Source organism: Brevibacillus brevis (genome assembly GCF_031583145.1).
Lineage (GTDB): Bacteria > Bacillota > Bacilli > Brevibacillales > Brevibacillaceae > Brevibacillus > Brevibacillus brevis_E.
The window spans coordinates 1,643,951-1,660,208 of sequence record NZ_CP134050.1 but is presented as its reverse complement, the minus strand read 5'-3'; the positions used below and the strand labels follow the sequence as shown (position 1 = coordinate 1,660,208).

Annotated in this window: 19 protein-coding genes, 1 pseudogene and 1 other annotated feature; of the genes and pseudogenes, 8 read left to right on the top strand and 12 right to left on the bottom strand. The window is 54.2% G+C overall.

Annotated elements, in window-relative coordinates:
- Positions 1-31: 31 nt before the first annotated feature.
- Positions 32-1,204: a substrate-binding domain-containing protein gene (locus tag RGB73_RS08375; RefSeq protein ID WP_310770871.1), complete on the bottom strand. Its 1,173-nt coding sequence runs from the start codon at positions 1,202-1,204 to the stop codon at positions 32-34.
- A 152-nt stretch (positions 1,205-1,356) separates the two neighbouring features.
- Positions 1,357-2,124: an SDR family NAD(P)-dependent oxidoreductase gene (locus RGB73_RS08370; RefSeq protein WP_310770869.1), complete on the bottom strand. Its 768-nt coding sequence runs from the start codon at positions 2,122-2,124 to the stop codon at positions 1,357-1,359.
- 277 nt (positions 2,125-2,401) lie between these two features.
- Here RGB73_RS08370 and RGB73_RS08365 point away from each other — a divergent pair, with 277 nt between their 5' ends.
- The 4 genes from RGB73_RS08365 (at position 2,402) to RGB73_RS08350 (ending at position 5,365) form a co-directional block, all read left to right on the top strand.
- The gene (locus RGB73_RS08365) at positions 2,402-2,995 is read left to right on the top strand and encodes a TetR/AcrR family transcriptional regulator (protein ID WP_310770867.1); all 594 of its coding nucleotides are present in this window, start codon (positions 2,402-2,404) and stop codon (positions 2,993-2,995) included.
- Between the two features lie 63 nt (positions 2,996-3,058).
- On the top strand, positions 3,059-3,658 hold the full coding sequence (locus tag RGB73_RS08360; RefSeq protein ID WP_310774194.1) for a GNAT family N-acetyltransferase: 600 nt from the start codon (positions 3,059-3,061) through the stop codon (positions 3,656-3,658).
- A gap of 19 nt (positions 3,659-3,677) precedes the next feature.
- A complete protein-coding gene (locus RGB73_RS08355) occupies positions 3,678-4,532 on the top strand; it encodes a MerR family transcriptional regulator (RefSeq protein ID WP_310770864.1) in 855 nt (284 codons plus the stop codon).
- Positions 4,533-4,600: 68 nt separating this feature from the next.
- Positions 4,601-5,365, top strand: coding sequence for a glucose 1-dehydrogenase (locus tag RGB73_RS08350; protein WP_310770862.1), 765 nt, complete (start codon positions 4,601-4,603; stop codon positions 5,363-5,365).
- A 226-nt stretch (positions 5,366-5,591) separates the two neighbouring features.
- On the opposite strand, the gene RGB73_RS08345 is transcribed toward RGB73_RS08350, so the two are convergent.
- A complete protein-coding gene (locus tag RGB73_RS08345; protein ID WP_310770860.1) occupies positions 5,592-6,302 on the bottom strand; it encodes a TetR/AcrR family transcriptional regulator C-terminal domain-containing protein in 711 nt (236 codons plus the stop codon).
- 129 nt (positions 6,303-6,431) lie between these two features.
- Here RGB73_RS08345 and RGB73_RS08340 point away from each other — a divergent pair, with 129 nt between their 5' ends.
- Positions 6,432-6,800, top strand: a complete 369-nt coding sequence (locus RGB73_RS08340) for a VOC family protein (RefSeq protein ID WP_310770858.1) — start codon at positions 6,432-6,434, stop codon at positions 6,798-6,800.
- A gap of 198 nt (positions 6,801-6,998) precedes the next feature.
- Here RGB73_RS08340 and RGB73_RS08335 read toward each other — a convergent pair whose 3' ends face one another.
- The 3 genes from RGB73_RS08335 to RGB73_RS08325 all read right to left on the bottom strand — a co-directional run bounded on the left by RGB73_RS08335 (position 6,999) and on the right by RGB73_RS08325 (position 10,028).
- On the bottom strand, positions 6,999-8,552 hold the full coding sequence (locus tag RGB73_RS08335; RefSeq protein ID WP_310770856.1) for a 2-isopropylmalate synthase: 1,554 nt from the start codon (positions 8,550-8,552) through the stop codon (positions 6,999-7,001).
- 179 nt (positions 8,553-8,731) lie between these two features.
- Positions 8,732-8,961: a binding site (T-box leader), on the bottom strand.
- Positions 8,962-9,048: 87 nt separating this feature from the next.
- Positions 9,049-9,618, bottom strand: a complete 570-nt coding sequence (locus RGB73_RS08330) for a dihydrofolate reductase family protein (RefSeq protein WP_310770850.1) — start codon at positions 9,616-9,618, stop codon at positions 9,049-9,051.
- 5 nt (positions 9,619-9,623) lie between these two features.
- Complete coding sequence (locus tag RGB73_RS08325) at positions 9,624-10,028, bottom strand: DoxX family protein (protein ID WP_310770848.1); 405 nt, start codon at positions 10,026-10,028, stop codon at positions 9,624-9,626.
- A 180-nt stretch (positions 10,029-10,208) separates the two neighbouring features.
- Here RGB73_RS08325 and RGB73_RS08320 point away from each other — a divergent pair, with 180 nt between their 5' ends.
- The 3 genes from RGB73_RS08320 (at position 10,209) to RGB73_RS08310 (ending at position 12,068) form a co-directional block, all read left to right on the top strand.
- Positions 10,209-10,712, top strand: a complete 504-nt coding sequence (locus RGB73_RS08320; protein WP_310770846.1) for a MerR family transcriptional regulator — start codon at positions 10,209-10,211, stop codon at positions 10,710-10,712.
- Positions 10,713-11,162, top strand: a complete 450-nt coding sequence (locus tag RGB73_RS08315) for an SRPBCC family protein (RefSeq protein WP_310770844.1) — start codon at positions 10,713-10,715, stop codon at positions 11,160-11,162. It begins immediately after the preceding gene.
- Positions 11,163-11,333: 171 nt separating this feature from the next.
- On the top strand, positions 11,334-12,068 hold the full coding sequence (locus RGB73_RS08310) for a cyclase family protein (protein WP_310770841.1): 735 nt from the start codon (positions 11,334-11,336) through the stop codon (positions 12,066-12,068).
- A gap of 99 nt (positions 12,069-12,167) precedes the next feature.
- Here the strand turns inward: RGB73_RS08310 and RGB73_RS08305 are convergent, their stop codons facing one another.
- From RGB73_RS08305 to RGB73_RS08280, 6 genes and pseudogenes are all read right to left on the bottom strand, one after another.
- A complete protein-coding gene (locus RGB73_RS08305) occupies positions 12,168-12,404 on the bottom strand; it encodes a DUF2798 domain-containing protein (RefSeq protein WP_310770839.1) in 237 nt (78 codons plus the stop codon).
- A gap of 144 nt (positions 12,405-12,548) precedes the next feature.
- Positions 12,549-13,478 carry a DUF4261 domain-containing protein gene (locus RGB73_RS08300; protein ID WP_396136179.1) on the bottom strand — a complete coding sequence of 310 codons (930 nt, stop codon included), beginning with the start codon at positions 13,476-13,478 and terminating at the stop codon, positions 12,549-12,551.
- 42 nt (positions 13,479-13,520) lie between these two features.
- Positions 13,521-13,868, bottom strand: a complete 348-nt coding sequence (locus RGB73_RS08295) for an MmcQ/YjbR family DNA-binding protein (RefSeq protein ID WP_310770837.1) — start codon at positions 13,866-13,868, stop codon at positions 13,521-13,523.
- An 83-nt stretch (positions 13,869-13,951) separates the two neighbouring features.
- Entirely contained in the window at positions 13,952-14,833 is an 882-nt protein-coding gene (locus tag RGB73_RS08290; RefSeq protein ID WP_310770835.1) for a YwqG family protein, read from the bottom strand.
- 263 nt (positions 14,834-15,096) lie between these two features.
- Complete coding sequence (locus RGB73_RS08285) at positions 15,097-15,561, bottom strand: SRPBCC family protein (protein ID WP_310770833.1); 465 nt, start codon at positions 15,559-15,561, stop codon at positions 15,097-15,099.
- Between the two features lie 133 nt (positions 15,562-15,694).
- Positions 15,695-16,116: pseudogene (locus RGB73_RS08280) on the bottom strand (VOC family protein).
- Positions 16,117-16,258 lie beyond the last annotated feature (142 nt).

The window sequence follows — 16,258 nt, the reverse complement described above, 5'->3', positions numbered from 1 at the left end:
AGCGGAAACGGCGGGAGCTGCCCAGCCCTTTTCACTTCCCGTCGGCAATCGGGATGTATCCGGTCTTTTCCACCAGCGACTGCCCTTCCGCAGAAACGATCCATTCGAGAAAGCGGCCCACGTTTGGATTGTCGCTGCCTGCCGTCACCGCGTAAAATTCGGCGGCAAACGGATACGTGCGATTGCGGATCGCATCTTTGTCCGGCATCACTCCGTCGATTTCCAGCAAGCGGATGTTCCCGTTTTGGACCATCTCCGTAGCAAAGTACAAAAAGGAATACCCGATGGCATTCTCGTAGTTTTTGTAGTCCGCCGTTTTGCTGATGATTCCGCCCATGCCCGTAGCGATATCCTCTTCGGGCGCCGGCATGGGAGGCTCGCTGCCCATGATCTTCTCCAGCATGGTCTGGCTTCCGCTGTTTTTGGGACGTTGAAAGGCGCGGATCGGTCCCGGCTTTCCGCCCACTTCCGCCCAATCGGTGATCCGGCCCGCATATACATCGCGGATTTGCTCCGTGGTCAACCCTTTTACCGGATTCGCCGCATTGACGAAAAAGACGAATGCTTCCCGGCCGATCGGCGTCAGCTTGAGCTCGACGCCTTTTTCCTTCGCCGCCTCCAGCTGTTCGTCGGACGGACCGGCTGCGAAAATGATGTCCACTTTGCCGTCAATCAAGTTTTGGTAGGCATCCGGCGTCGTGTTCGCCATGACTTCGCTGTAGTACAGGTCGTAGTCACTTTTCGGATAGACGGCCTGGGCGAAAGCCGCGTACAGCGGGTAAAGCGCTGTCGCCCCGTCCAGCCTCGGCAAATCGCGTTTAAGCGACAGGCTCGCCGGCCGCTCCAACGCTTTTGCCTTCGTGCCCTCCCGAAACGGCTTGTACGCCTGCAAGTCGAAATCCTGCTCGCTGACGACCGGTATGCTGGCTTCGTAGTACTGGAAGCCTTCGTAGCCCGCGACCGTAAGACCGCTGGCAATGAGCAAGCCGATGGCCGTTTTGAAGAGCAGCCGTTCCCTGACCTTCGCAAAGATGCCGATCCCGACGAACAAGACAGCCGCGACCGTGATCACCGCGATCAGCCACCAATAGAATCGGTCGCCGCCTGAGAGGGCAGTAAAGAAAAACGCTAGAAACCCGGCGATTCCAAGAAACGCAGCCAGGACGAGAAAATCCATGATCCTTGCCAGCAAACTCCGCTCCATGATGAATAGGCCTCCCTCTTCCATTTCTGCGCTCTATTTTACAACAATTGGAATCGTTTGGAAAATCGACGCAAAAAGGCCGGGAGCTCTTCTGGGGGAGCTCCCGGCCTGATTTGCTTTGTCGCAGAAAATGGTTCGGTGCTTGTGCAAGATTATTGGCCGACCATGCCGCCGTCGACGGTGTACAGCGAGGCTGTCACGAAAGACGCTTCCTCGGACAAGAGGAAGTTCATGACCGCAGCGACTTCCTCCGGCTCGCCGTAGCGTCCCAGCGGAGTGGCCGCCTTGTTTGCTTCCACATACGCCTCTGCCTGTCCGGAGTTGGCCTCGATTTGACGCATCATCCGCGTATTGATCGTGCCCGGCAGCACTGCGTTGACGCGAATGCCGAATGCAGCCAGTTCATTGGCAGCGACGCGGGTCAGTCCGATCACCGCATGCTTGGACATGATGTACGGCGACATTTCCGGTGCGCCCATCAGACCTGCCAGCGACGATGTATTGACGATCGCCCCCGATTTTTGCTTTTTCATGACGGGAATGACTTTTTGCAGACCGAGGAACACGCCGCGTACGTTTACGCTGTACACCAGGTCAAGCGCCTGTACGCTTTGCTCTTCGATGAGGCCCATTGGCCCTTCGATGCCTGCGTTGTTTGCGAAATAATCGATGCTGCCGAATTTCTCGACGGCTTTGTTCACGTAGTTTTGGACGTCCTCTTCCTTGGAGACGTCAGCCGCAATCGCCAGCGAGTTGGCGTCGCTTAGATTCAGCTCCTGCACGACTGCCTGCAAGGCTTCCTCTTTCAAATCGACGAGTACGAGATTGACGCCCCGCTGTGCCATGCGGCGGGCGAGTTCTTTGCCGATGCCGCCTGCGGCCCCTGTGATGACAGCTGTTTTGGTTTTGAAATCGCTCATGCTGATTCGCTCCTTTGCGTTTCATTTCTTCGGAGCGATAAATCCGGATTTATTCGTTCCTCTTACATCTCCAGCATACGCTCGGTCGGCGCTGGGGACAATCATCAATCCGTTTTGAAATGTTCACTTTTCAACAGCACTAGGCGTCGACGTTCAGATTTGGCAAGATGTTGAACAGATCTCTCCCTTGTGTTCACTTGTCCGCGAATGATTTGCGGCATCGGTTACGCTATAATCGAGGTATTCGATATTCGATAGAAAGCAGGCACGCACGACCATGGATGATCAACTGGACCGCAGAACGAAACGAACCCGCCAAGCACTCCAATCGGCATTGGTCGCGCTGATACTGGAGAAGGGCTACGATTCCGTCACGGTGATCGATGTGGCCCAAAGAGCCGACTACAACCGCGGGACCTTTTACAATCATTACCTCGGCAAGGAAGAGCTGCTGAGCGAGATTCGGGAGGACTTCCTGAAAGGCTTTGAAAAAGCGCTCCTCGCCCCTTATAAAGGAATGCAAAAAGTGCAGGCGACGCAGACGTATCCGTCCATCCTGCAGCTATTCGAGCATGTCGAGGGCCACAAGGACGTCTTCCAAGCATTGATCGCCGTCGACAAAGGGCTGGTTTATGAGATGAACAGCGTCATGCGGGAGTCGATGCGAAGGGACATGCACATCGAAATGGAGAAAACCGAACCGCCGATCGACTACGAAATCATGCTCAGCTACCAGATGTCGGCTACAGTCGGGGTCATCATGTACTGGGCGGAGACGAATTTCAAATATTCGGCTTCGTATATGGCCGAACAGCTGATTGCACTCGTCCGCGCCCGCATTGACCACATCACGTTCAAACGGCAGCCTTGAGCGGCTCCAAGCCCCGGCGGCCTCCTTCCCCTTCCCGCCAATACTGACGAAACGAGGGATATGATGATCATCGAGGCCCACCCGATTACTGTAAACGGACTCACATACACGATTCGCTCGGCAAGCGAGGAAGACGCCGAACAATTGTCGAACGTCCGGCTGCAAATCGATGGCGAAACAGAAAATCTGGATCGGGAGCCGGGAGAGGCGTTCCTTGATCCTGCAGCATTCGCTGAGCTCATCCGGACAGATTCGGAGAAACCCCGCAACCTCTTGCTGGTCGCCTCCGTGGAGGATCGGATCGTCGGCTTTTCCCGATGCGAAGGAATATACTTGAAGCGACTCTCGCACAAAGTCGAATTTGGCGTAGGCGTCCTGCAAGAGTTTTGGGGATATGGGATCGGCAAGCATCTGCTGCAAGCCTCGATCGACTGGGCGGATACCAACGGGATTGCGAAGATTTCCCTGAATGTTTTGGCAACCAACGAAAAAGCCATCCGGCTGTACCAACGGCTCGGCTTTGAAAGGGAAGGCGTTTTGAAACGGGACAAAATGCTTTCCGACGGGAAATTCTACGACACGGTCGTGATGGGCAGGTTTCGGGCTGACGGACTTACCGATTCCCCTGCTCTCGCGATGAGCGAGAACCGTCATCTACCGTAACGGAAAGGAATGGGACAGCATGCTGAGAATCAGCGATTTTTCCAAATTGAGCGGTGCCTCGGTCAAGGCATTGCGCTATTACGATCAGCTCGGATTGCTGAAGCCGGCCTTCGTCGACTCCGAATCCGGATACCGGTATTACTCCGAAGAACAGCTCCTGACGGTCAAGCGAATTGCCGCCTTCAAGGAGCAAGGCTTTACGCTGGAGGACATCAAAACCTTTCTGGAAGACGATGTTTCGCTCCACGTCGTCAAGGACCAGCTGGCAAGCAAAAAGCATGAGCTGCTGGAGGCCATCTCCACCGCCCAGCGACAGCTTGCAGAAGTCAATGAGCGGCTGCGGCGCGTCGAAAACGAAAGCAAAAAAGGGCCACGGCATAGCCGTGTCGCCATCCGCCGCATCCCTCCCCAGTTGGTAGCGTCTATCCGCGACATCGTTCCACGCACACGGCTGTGCGTGCTGCTGGAAGAGGTTACGCAATACGTCAAGGCCCACGGCGAGACTGCCGATGGCTCCCTGATGATTCTCTGGCACGATCGCAGCACCCTCGAGGAAGACCACGAAGAAAGAGTGGAGCTGGAGGTAGCCATCCCGCTGACGAGAGAGCTGCCGGACAGCGCGCGTGTGAAAGTGCGTCTCCTGCCGGAAGTGGAATCCGCCGCCTCCCTCGTGCACGACTGCGATCCTTACGCAAGCGACTGCGCCGCAATTCATGACGCCTTGGACTGGGCCAGTTCCAACGGTTATGCCCCCGTCGATTCTGAGCCCATCCGCGAGACGTACCTCACCCCCGATCAAGACATGTACGGCCGCATGCGACGCTCGGAGCTAATTGTCCCCGTCCAGAACATTTCCGCCAGTTCCGCCTCTTGACTCTCCCCTATACAGGAGGGTTTACAGTATCGGTGTACCTACATCGAACCTGTAAGGAGTGGAGAAATATGAAGAGTTTGGAAGGAAAAATCGCACTGGTCACTGGCGCCAGCAGAGGAATTGGAAAGGGTATCGCCCTGCGGCTTGCCAAAGAAGGTGCACGGGTCGCTGTCCACTACGGGGGCAATCACACAGCCGCCGAGGAAGTCGTCCAGTCGATCACCGCACAGGGAGGGCAAGCCTTTTCCATCGGAGCCAAGCTCGAATCCGTGGCAGGCGTCAGACAGATCATCGCCGCACTGCAAGAGGACCTCTCCCGCACATCCCCGGACGGACGATTCGATATTCTGGTCAACAACGCCGGGATCGGAACCTCGCAAACCATGGAAGAAACCACGGAGGAATCGTTCGACGAAATTTTCGCGGTCAACGTCAAGGCGCCTTTCTTTCTGGTCCAGCAAACGCTGCCCCTCTTGCGGGACGGGGGCCGGATCATCAATATCTCATCCGGCGTGACACGGATTGCCTACCCGCACATCATGTCGTACAACCTGACCAAGGGAGCGATCAACACGTTTACCCTGCACCTGGCCGCGCTCCTGGGTCCGCGCCGCATCACGGTCAATGCCGTGCTTCCCGGTATCGTGGATACGGACGTCAATGCCTCTTGGCTGCACACGCCCGAAGGCCAGCAGCATGCCAAGGAAATGTCTGCACTGGGCAGGGTCGGTCAGCCGGATGATATTGCCGATATCGTCGCATTTCTGGCTTCCGAAGACAGCCGCTGGGTGACGGGGCAAATGATCGATGCCACCGGGGGTTCCCATCTGTGATTTCTCTTGTACCCGCCTTCTTCGTTTGAATCCAGGTTAGAAAACCTGGCTACGCCATGCCTTTTGGCGGAGCCGCGGTTGCCCTTATACTGGATAGGAATTTTTATAAATTCCTATCAGTACAAAAAAGGTTGCACAGCCCGCATTGGACCGTGCAACCTTTCCTTTTTCACCCGTTTGCCTCGTCTTTTGAAGGCTGCGATGCGGCTTTATTGTATGAGGCTCTTTATTTGCCCTGGATGAGCTTCGTTGAAAACCCTTCGATCAGTACGCTTAACCCAAAACGAAATTCGTTCTCCCAATTCGTTTTCGTCGTATAAGAAGCAAGGCGAATCATATTCGGAAATCGTTCCTGCGGGAGTTGACGAAAAAATTGATCATGGTGTTCGCTCATTTCCTCGTAGGACTCATGATGGTTCCTGGCCATTGCCTGCAAGTGTGCCTCTTCTGCCACAAAGCCCTGTACGTAATTTTTCAGCATGGAGGCAATCCACGGAACAGTGGGATCCGAAAAGCCCGCTGATACGAGCAATTGATACAGCTTTTCGATTTGGGTGAGCCGCCCGTAGCCCATCGCGATCGTCTGATTCAACAACTCGACCGCATCCCGATGGGAGAGCAAAACCTTTCTGAACTGCCCCGCCCATAGATAAATCTGTTCTTGCCAAGGCAGGGACGTTTCCGGCCAGTCCATTTCACTGCAGATCCGATCGGATAGCAGCTGCATCAATTCTTCCTTGTCTCTCACATGATAATAGAGAGATGCCGTTTTCACCTGCAAATGGTCCGCTATTTTTCGCATGCTTAATTCTTTCAGGCCAATCTCGTCCAATAACCGTAAGGCCGTATCCAGGATACGTACCCGATCGAGCGGAATATGGCTCGGTCCTTGTTCGGTTGCGGAGTCCAGAGGTCGAGCGGTTCGTCGTCTTGCCATTGGGCACACCTCCTCCCTTGACAACTATACCATATTTTTGTAATCTAACGTCATTAAATTATTCTAACATCATTAGATTGTTGCGATCCGCTCGTCACAAAAACCAAGTTAGGGAGAGGAGATCCCCCCTTGAAACTGAGCCATTTGAATTTATGTGTTAACGATGTATCGGAAGCCATCGCATTTTTTCAACATGTATTCGACTTTCAGCTTTTCGACCAAAAAGGAGATTTCATTGCCGGAATGGGCGACGGTCACGGTTTTAGCCTGGTCCTTAGCAAATTGCGATCCGACGAATCTGTCTCTTACCCCACGGACTTCCATCTCGGGTTTTATGTCGAAACGATGACAGAGGTCGATCAGTTCTATCAGAGACTGGCAGAAGCCGGCATTTCAGCGGACCACGAGCCGAAAATGATCAGAGGTGGTTACAGCCTGTATTTTCGAGCGCTGGGCGGAATTCTTTTTGAAGTAACCTGCTATCACGTGAAGAATTGAACGGTTCAAAGCGCTCTTGTCGCAGCTCGTTCAGTTGGGGATTGCGACAATGTTGCAGCGGCAACGCATATGTCTGCGAAGGTCAGCATTCCAAAATAAAAAAAGCTACCCTCACAGGTAGCTGATGAAACAGACTCTGTTCACGCTGTCGGAACACGGCTGTTTCCCTTTATCATTTTTGTTTGGCTAATGAGCAGCTTACTGCTGAACAAGACTCAGCTGTTCGTTCGCCACATCCAGCAGCACCGCGTTGATGCCGTTCAGGAAAGCCATAGCGCTGGCTTTGATGATATCGGTGTCCATCGCGCGGCCCGAGTACGTCTTGCCCTGGTATTCGATGCGGATGTTGACCCGCCCGATCGCTTCCTTGCCTCTCGACATGCTGTTGATCTTGTAGTCCTTGAGCTCTACGTCGAGACCTACCAGCGACTTGATGACACTGTAGAGCGCATCGATCGGACCGTCCCCGACCGCGCTGTCCTTGACGATCTCGGCACCTTTCTTCAGCTTCACGGTCGCAGTCGGATACATGTCGTTGGTCACGACCTGGAACGATTCCAGTTCGTACAAATGGCTGTCCCGCGTATCCAGCGTGCGATGATTCGTCACCAGGTAGAACACGTCGTGGTCGTACACTTCTTTTTTGGCATCGGCGAGGGTGAGGAACTTGGCAAACAGCTGCTCGAACTCTTCCTCTTCGCCCACGCTGAAGCCCATTCTTTCCACTGCATTCTTGAACGCGTGGCGTCCGGAGCGGGCAGTCAGGATCAATTCCATGCTGTCTGCGCCGACTTCCTCCGGCGACATGATCTCATACACCTGTTTGTCTTTGAGCAGTCCATCCTGGTGGATGCCTGAAGAGTGGGCAAATGCGTTGTCCCCGGTGATCGCCTTGTTCACCTGCACGTCGAGGCCGGTCAAGTACGTGAGCAGCCGGGAAGCGCGAAGGAGCTCTGTCGTCTTGATGTTGGTGCCGCACTGGTAGTAGTTTTCCCGCACCTTGAGCGCCATGACGACCTCTTCCAGCGAGGTGTTCCCTGCCCTCTCCCCGAGCCCGTTGATCGTGCACTCCACCTTTTGGGCGCCGTTCTTGATCGCTGCGAGCGTATTGGCCGTCGCCAGACCGAGGTCGTTGTGGCAGTGCACGCTCAGAATCACGTCCGGGTTCAGGTTTTTCAGCCGATCGTTGATTTTGCGGATCAGCTCCCCGAACTCCTCCGGTACGGCGTAGCCGACGGTATCCGGCACGTTGATGATCGTCGCGCCGGCTTTGACGACTGCTTCGATCGTTTTCCACAAATATTCAAACTCCGAGCGGGAGGCGTCCTCCGTGGAATACTGCACGTGCGGCATGAGCGTCTTGGCGTATTTTACCGCGTCGACGCCTTGCTGCATGACGGCGTCCTTGGAGCGGTTGAACTTCTTCTCCACGTGAATGTCCGAGGTACCGAGCACGATATGGATAAACGGATCCTGCGCGAGCTTGATGCTGTTGTACACAGCGTCGATGTCGCCTTTCACGGCACGTGCCAGCGCGGTGATCGACACCGTATCCCCTACGCTTCGCGCGATTTCCTGTACGGCCTGAAAATCCCCTTCCGATGAAGCGGGGAATCCGGCTTCGATCATATCCACTTGCAGTCGCTTCAGCTGCTGCGCGAACTCCACCTTTTGATGGACGTTCAATTTGGCGCCGGGGACTTGCTCCCCGTCCCGCAAAGTCGTATCCAGCATGATTATTTTTCGATTCATCTTCCATTCCTCCTCCACAGTCCTGGTTATCTATATGTTCAAGCGGGGCTGGTTAAGCCCGGACTTTTACCAATTAGAATACCTGGCTACGCCGTGTATTTTGGCAGAGCTGCGGTTGCCCTTATACTGGATAGGAATTTTATACATTCCTATCTGTACAAAAAAACCCCGCCTCTACGTATAGAGGCGAGGTTGAACCCGCGGTACCACTCTACTTCATTTCCTTTGAAATGAACTCTTTCGATGGCTATCACCATCTATCCTGGTAACGGTGGAATTCCGGCTTACCCTACATTGTCAGGCAGCAGTTCATAGACGAGTTCGAAATGACCGACGCTGCCGTTTCGCACCATCCAACGGCTCTCTGCAAGCTCGAATCAGATCTACTATTTCTAATCAAAACCTTTGGTTATCGAATTATTGCCATTATATTCTGCAATTTCCGGGATGTCAACCGCCTATTACGAGGAGATCTCCACCTGTCGAAAAACTCGTATCAGCCTTTTTTTCGATAGTGCAATTCCACGACGCCGCTGTCATAAACCCTCGAGCTTTCCAGAAGCAAAGCCCGGCTTTCTTCTGCACCTGCAAAAAGCTTTTCGCCCACTTTGGCGACAGCCGGATGCACCAGCATGCGCAACTCGTCGAACAGATCGTGTCGCAACAATCGCTGCCACGTACGGACGCCGCTTTCCACGGAGATGTCCTTGGCCATTCTGCCTCTTAGACTCTCGATCCCGCGGACCAAGGATTCCTCATCGCGATACAAAAGCAGCTCCGAGTTTTTCCATGCCAGCTCCATCTCTGCACGGGAGAGAACGATCTTCGGCAGTTCGTTGATCCGTTTGGCAAAGGAGCGTTCGAGCGCCGACTCGGATGCCAGCTCGGCCTGCTGCCAATATTCCGCCATGGACGGATACGAATTGGCCCCGATCACGATGGCATCCAACGAATCGTAGTAATCCAGGGCGCCCTCGAGTATGCCATCGTCGATGCTCGCCCACCTATCGACGTCCGAAACGATCCCGTCCAGCGAGATCTGCATATACAAGACGATGCTTCCCATTGCGCTCACGCTTCCTCTCTTTTGGAAATCGGGACGAGCGAGCGAACCTTTTCATAGCGCAGCCAAATGCCCCCCCACATCAGTACAGCCAGATAAACGGGAAACAGCGTGTGGGAAAACAGCGGAGCATCCATGCGAATATGAGTGGCGATGACCCCTCCGTAATATCCGGTCAACAGGACAGCCCCCAGGAAAGTCGTGCGCGGAATCAAGTAAAGAATCGTAGACAACAGTCCGAGCAAACCGATGATGGCAATGTGATGCTGCGCGTAGCCGAGCTCCAGGGTGCCTTCCACGACGGGGGCAGGCTGAATGAATTTGAAAATGCTGTCGAAGAGCATGAACAGGCCCACCAGACCTGACATGATTCGCGCCGTCCAGAGCCGGCCTTTTGAAATCGTTGTGTTCACTTCGTTTCCTCCTTTTTGCGTTCGTGATCACCGCTTGCCTATAAGGCCATGGTAATCAAAAACAGAGGAGAACGCTTCTTACCGATTGCTTTTTTTCCCAATCACTATTGAACCTGACGCTACGTTATGAATTATACTGAGGGTACCGGGAAAAAGCTGGCGAAAAAAGAGGGGCTGATCATGAGCCGACAGTGGAAAGTGGGCGAACTCGCAAAGGCGACAGGCCTGACCATACGCACCCTGCATTACTACGATCAAATCGGGCTTTTCTCGCCATCGGGCCATTCCGCTTCCGGGCACCGGCTTTACAGCGAGAAAGATTTCTCGCGCCTGCAGCAAATTCTTTCGCTGAAGGAACTCGGTCTCTCCCTGGAAGAAATCCAGGGCGTGCTGGCCAATGAGCGCTATGATCCGCTGGAAGCCGTGTCCTTGCAGATTTCCCGCCTGAGAGAGAGCATCCGGATCCAGCAAAAGCTGCTGAAGCAGTTGGTGCACGTGGCCCACCTGATGCAAAGCCATGCGCCGGTATCCGTCGATGACTTTACGCAGCTGTTCGACATGATGCGAAAAAGTCACGAAAGATATTTTGCCGAAAAACAATCAAACATGGAGCGACACCTGGAGCTGCTGGGCGATTTCCTGGCAGAGCTCCCCGAAAGCCCCCATCCAAAGGAGGATTCATGAATGAGCGACCGCTTCGTCACGCACGACACGTTTACGATCGAACGATTCTACGCCGCCCCGCCAGAAAAAGTATTTGCCGCATGGTCCAATCCGACTTCCAAAGCCCGGTGGTTTTCCAAGCCCGAGCAATTCGAATTTCGCGTCGGGGGCCGGGAAAGCAATCGCGGCGGCCCGCCTGGAGGCCCGGTCTTTACATACCTGGCCGAATATCAGGACATTGTCCCGGACAGACGAATCGTCTACACCTATACGCTCGACGCCGGCGATACACGGATATCCGTGTCCATGACCACAGTAGAGCTAGAGGCGGAGGGATCCGGCACGCGGCTGGTGTTTACCGAACAGGGGGCTTTCCTCGACGGGCATGATACTCCGGATCAGCGGGAGCATGGAACGGCAATCATGCTGGACAAGCTGGGCGAGATCCTGGAATCGAATGATCCGGCCTGACATAAATCTCACTATCTCTATCTTGACACTTGGTTTTTAAACAAATAAAGTATGAAGTAGAAATCTCTTCGTGCCCGAACCTCTTACACCAATGCGAGAGGTTCCTTTTTTATAGCCTTTCCGCCCTTCCTTGCATGAATCTTGCGAAAACATTATCGAGGTGACTTACGTATGAACGATTTGCTCCAAGCTCTTGCGTTTTTGAAAAACAAGGAATGGGTGGACCTGACCCATACGTTTGGCCCGGAATCCCCCCATTTCTCCGCCTTTGACGGCGCCACCTTCAAGACGCTGTTCACCCATGACGACGGCTTCTTCGCCCAAAGCTTTACCTTTGCCGGACAATACGGCACCCATCTCGATGCGCCGATTCACTTCGTTCGAGGCAAGCGATACCTGGACGAAATCGAGCTAAAAGAGCTGGTGCTCCCGCTGGTCGTCATCGACAAGTCCAAAGAAGCCGCGGACAATCACGACTACTCGCTCAGCGTGGAGGACATTCTGCAATTCGAAGACGAACACGGCCGGATCGAGGAAGGGACCTTCGTGGCGCTGCGCACCGACTGGAGCAAGCGCTGGCCGGATGTCGACGCTTTCAACAACAAAGACGCGGAGGGCAACAACCACGCCCCCGGCTGGTCGCTGGCTGCGTTGCAATTTTTGTTCGAGCAGCGGAACATCAAGGCGGTCGGACACGAGACCTTCGATACCGATGCAAGCGTCGACTATCGCAAAAACGGGGCACTGCTCGGCGAGTATTACGTGCTCGAGCAAGACACGTACCAGGTAGAGCTCTTGACCAACCTGGACAAGCTGCCGCCAAAAGGAGCCGTCATCGTCAACATCGTCGCCAAGCCGGAAAAGGCGTCCGGATTCCCCGTCCGGTCTTTTGCCATCCTGCCTTGACCTTCGAGCCTTCACCCATGAAGAAAGCCGCAGCCCATTTCGCTGCGGCTTTCGTGTCTATGCGCACTCTTGGAAATAGTCGGGCAAAATGTCCAACGCTCAGTCGCCTTCCACAAATGTGATCTTCCCCATGAGCTTGCGTATAAATCTCGGAAAAAAATAGGCGCACGGAAACGCGAATAGAAAGGCGAGCGGCCATGCCTTCAGCCACTTTCCGAGCAGCATGGAGTTGAAGCCGAAGTTGATCAGCATCATGAAAAACGAGATGATGCACGACATGCCAAACGCCATGATAAACGTAAACACGAGCTGTTCGTATTTTTTGTGCAGTTTCAAACCAACAACCATCCTTTTTCTCGCAAATTTCTCTTCTCCCGTAGCAGTCGCTCCGGCTCATTCAAGCAGAAGCACGTTTGTCTATCATACCAAAGAAAAAGGCGGTTTTTCTACCGCTCATATGCGAGAAAGTGCAGCGGGCTGCTAGTTTTCCTCCCGATGTTCACCGTGCTGCTGCCTGCCCGCGTAGTAGGGCTCGCCCGGATCGAGATCGAGGACGACACGACGCGGTGCCGCAAGCGAATACTGATGCTCGCACCGCCAGCGCATCTCTTCGGTAAAGCCGACGGTCTCCCCATCTGCGATGATGTCTCCCTGGTTGAACATGTAGTATCCGATATTCGCCAAGCTGCCCGCGACCTCCGACGGGTCCAAGTCGTAAAAGTGGCACTGAACGTCGGGAATGCCGAGAGCCGCAAGCCCGATCGAATCCATCAAGCCTTCCCTGCGACCGCTCCCCGTTCCCTCCACGTTGTAAAACCGGATGTTCATCGCCCCGTACAGGATGTCTCCCGCTTCCACCGCGGCGAGGTACGCTTTCGGCTCTACCAGCTTGTCGCTTTCCCGAAAGTAGATGGCGTCACAAGGAGCGCATTCCAGCACGGCTCGGAGCGCGCCTGTAAACAGCTCCAGCCTCTCCCCTGGCGCAAGGCCGGAAGCCATCATGTCCAGCAAAAGCAGCGAATGGCTGCACTCGCTGACGGTCTGTGCCGCCTCCCGCCAGTGCCACGATTGCTGAATCGCAGTATGGTAATCTCCCGCCGGACGATTCTCCATGTTCATCAGGCTGGTTTGGGCAGGCATTTCGCCATCCTGATAGCCCACCATGTATTGGAGATGGAAGAAGTGCAGCAGCGGGTCCCGGCCGGATTCATTCGCTTCCCAGACGGCCAGTCCCGCCTCGTTCCCATCCTTTCGGGAGGGGCCATCTACTTTACCCGTGTACTGCTCCATTTTTTGATAGAGCAATTCGCGGTCCAGCACCGGCTTCTCCCGGTATTTCAGCTCTACCCCATAGACTCGCGCGAACCCGAAATCTCTTTCTTCCGTGCGTTCTTCCTCTTCGTGCATCATTCGTCTTCTTCCTCTCCGTGTAGATATGTATTCGACGATCTATCAATCTTTTCTGCCTCTGCCGCTCTTCGGTTTTGTCAGCTGGAAGCTGTGCTGCACCATATCATGCAGTTCCTCTATTGGCAGATCGCCGTCCAAAACCACCGTATTCCAGTGTACTTTATTCATATGGTAACCCGGCTTGACCTCTTTGAAGATGCCACGCAGGAAATCTGCATGGCTTGGTTCGCATTTGAGATTGACACAGGGGTGACCGTGATGGTCAAAGATAAGGGCAAAGGACTTCTTATTGCCTCGGTGGCGCATCACCGTCCACTTCTCATCAAAGGGGTAATCCTCATAAACACCGGGATAAGTGAGACAGTGCTCGATCAATTCTTCCTTTGTCATGTAACTCCCCCACAGGCGGATTATTCCCATAGCAGGCGCTTATTTTCGTGAGCAAACCTAGCAGGGTACATTCTACTTTTACATCAGCTGGAATACAGCGAGCAATAGGTACGGTCGAATCTTCCGGCCAGCAAATCTTCTTTGCGGATAAAGAACTGGAGTGCTCCTGCATCCCACCAGCAAAAGCCGATATCGTTGTCCGATTCGATCTCCAGCAGCAGCACGACATCGCGGATTTCTTGCTCTGCCCTATCCCTGTCCCCCGCGAAATGATCGGCAATGTGCTGCAGCGCCTGCTGCGCGTCGTAGTTGTATGGCTTGCCTGTCAAAATCATCAACGCCGCTTCATACTCGCTGTCGTCGTGCTGGCCGTCCGGGTAGCCAAACATCATAGCGACATCTTCCCTCCGGCTGCCGGTGACCTCAAAGGTAAAGTCTTCGTAATCCTCATAGCCGTATTCATCGTTTTCGATTTGCTCGAAATCGACATAGGCGTAGTTCGGAGGCTCCAAGGACGCTCTCGCTTCCAGCCGGAAAGCGTTGAACTGTTCTTTTAGAGCCGTCATTTCCGGAGCTACACGGCGCTCGGCAAAAACCAGCTCCTCTTCCCGCAGGAACAGGACGCGATGCTGGATGTTGTAGGCCGGCTCATCGATTCCCACGAAAAAGAAAAGCATTCCGTTTGTCGGCAGCATAGATGAATGATCATGGCTCGCCAAGTCTTGCAGATTCAATTGGGCTAGAAATGTCATCGGTACGCTATCGGCTGTCATGGGCCAGTCATGGCCCATGGGAAGATCTGGATCCCCACCCACCCGAGATGCACACGGGTCAGCATAATCGTCGCTCCCTGCCTTTTCCAGGCGAATGCCTTGGCGAGTCTTGTCCAGCAAATACTCCCTGGCATGCGTGAACGGGTAGTCCCGGATCAGCTGCTCCAGCTTCTTGCGGTTGTTTTCATTCAAGTCGCGTTGCCCCTCTCTCCATTTATGTCCATAGAACTATTGTAGGTGACCCTGTAAATTTGTTCCATGAGACTTTCAGACCGTTCCTGCCAGTCAGATGACATCTACCTTGCATATTGCTGGCAGGGAAACAGGCAGCGGGGCCAAAGATTGGGACCCTCCACTGAAACAGGCCGGAGCAGGGAAACGATCCCACGCTCCGGCCGCCTGGCTCATTCTTTTCCTTTCCTTCTTTTCGACGCTTCCTTTTGTAAGCCTTTGCCTTATTCTCGCGCGGGCGGTACGGAAGCATGCTGCCTCATCCGGCCAGCTACGGCCTCTGCCAGTTCGGTCGTCAGCTGCGGGACGTGGTTTTTCAATACCGAATTGATCATCGGGGCCTTCAAGCCTTTGGCCGTAATGTCAAGAAATCCGGTCATTTTTGTGCGGTGCTCCCCCAGTTGCAGCGCTTGAAAAAAACCTTCTCCGGTAAAATTTTCATTGATTCCCGTCAAGGTAAACCTCACCTCGGTCGGCTCTTTCCACTCCGTAATATCCGCCTGCAAGCTAATCTTCTTTTTCATGATCCCGATATCGCCCGTAAACGTCCAGGTAACCCTGCGATCGCTGACCCGTTCATGGCTGATGTAGCCGGGCACCAGCGGAACCCAGTTTTCCAGTACGTGGACGAACGCCCAGACCGATTGAATGTCCAGGTCCAGTTCGATCTCGTGAATGCCTTGGGGCACGTTTGCTCAGTCCTTTCCCTTGTGGTTGACCTATCCTGTTATATGTATGGTCTGACTGCCCGGGATATTTCGGGAAATGAGCATCAAAAACAAAAGCCCTCCAAAAGGAAGGCTCTTTCCATCTCGCCCACCGTCATTCGGTGAGCTCCCAGGCGGGATTCCAGACGATTTCCCACAAATGCCCATCCGGGTCCTGGAAGTGTCCGGAGTATCCTCCCCAGAAGGTGTCATGGGGCGGGTCCGTAATTGTCGCCCCCGCTTTACTGGCTTCTTCCATGACTTGATCCACTTCCTCTCTGCTGCCTACATTGTGCCCAATGGTCATTTCGGTGGAGCTCGGGGCTCCCAGAGGCACCTTGGTTTCGTGCGCAAGGTCCTTGCGCTTCCAGATCGCGAGCTTTACCCCTGCCTGCAGGTCGAAAAAGGCGACGGCCCCGTGTTCGAATTCCCTCCCGACGATTCCTTCCGTCGGCAGTCCAAGGCCATCCCGGTAAAAACAAGCGCTCTCTCCAAATCGTCTACACCCAGCGTCAATACGGAAATACGCGGCTTCATTCTTGATCTCCCTCCATCGCAAATCACAGGATTCATGCTTCCACACCTGTATGATCCCATACTGCTTGCCTTCACGATTGGAAAAAACGGACATCTGTTTCCACAACTGATCATTCGGAAGGGAGCAAGCCAAGGCCAGCGG

What these genes read in the sequence shown, in the direction of transcription:
- RGB73_RS08375 (WP_310770871.1), bottom strand. Translation starts at nt 1,204, where the DNA reads ATGGAGCGGAGTTTGCTGGCAAGGATCATGGATTTTCTCGTCCTGGCT.
- RGB73_RS08370 (WP_310770869.1), bottom strand. Translation starts at nt 2,124, where the DNA reads ATGAGCGATTTCAAAACCAAAACAGCTGTCATCACAGGGGCCGCAGGC.
- RGB73_RS08365 (WP_310770867.1), top strand. Translation starts at nt 2,402, where the DNA reads ATGGATGATCAACTGGACCGCAGAACGAAACGAACCCGCCAAGCACTC.
- RGB73_RS08360 (WP_310774194.1), top strand. Translation starts at nt 3,059, where the DNA reads ATGATCATCGAGGCCCACCCGATTACTGTAAACGGACTCACATACACG.
- RGB73_RS08355 (WP_310770864.1), top strand. Translation starts at nt 3,678, where the DNA reads ATGCTGAGAATCAGCGATTTTTCCAAATTGAGCGGTGCCTCGGTCAAG.
- RGB73_RS08350 (WP_310770862.1), top strand. Translation starts at nt 4,601, where the DNA reads ATGAAGAGTTTGGAAGGAAAAATCGCACTGGTCACTGGCGCCAGCAGA.
- RGB73_RS08345 (WP_310770860.1), bottom strand. Translation starts at nt 6,302, where the DNA reads ATGGCAAGACGACGAACCGCTCGACCTCTGGACTCCGCAACCGAACAA.
- RGB73_RS08335 (WP_310770856.1), bottom strand. Translation starts at nt 8,552, where the DNA reads ATGAATCGAAAAATAATCATGCTGGATACGACTTTGCGGGACGGGGAG.
- RGB73_RS08330 (WP_310770850.1), bottom strand. Translation starts at nt 9,618, where the DNA reads ATGGGAAGCATCGTCTTGTATATGCAGATCTCGCTGGACGGGATCGTT.
- RGB73_RS08320 (WP_310770846.1), top strand. Translation starts at nt 10,209, where the DNA reads ATGAGCCGACAGTGGAAAGTGGGCGAACTCGCAAAGGCGACAGGCCTG.
- RGB73_RS08315 (WP_310770844.1), top strand. Translation starts at nt 10,713, where the DNA reads ATGAGCGACCGCTTCGTCACGCACGACACGTTTACGATCGAACGATTC.
- RGB73_RS08310 (WP_310770841.1), top strand. Translation starts at nt 11,334, where the DNA reads ATGAACGATTTGCTCCAAGCTCTTGCGTTTTTGAAAAACAAGGAATGG.
- RGB73_RS08300 (WP_396136179.1), bottom strand. Translation starts at nt 13,478, where the DNA reads ATGATGCACGAAGAGGAAGAACGCACGGAAGAAAGAGATTTCGGGTTC.
- RGB73_RS08295 (WP_310770837.1), bottom strand. Translation starts at nt 13,868, where the DNA reads ATGACAAAGGAAGAATTGATCGAGCACTGTCTCACTTATCCCGGTGTT.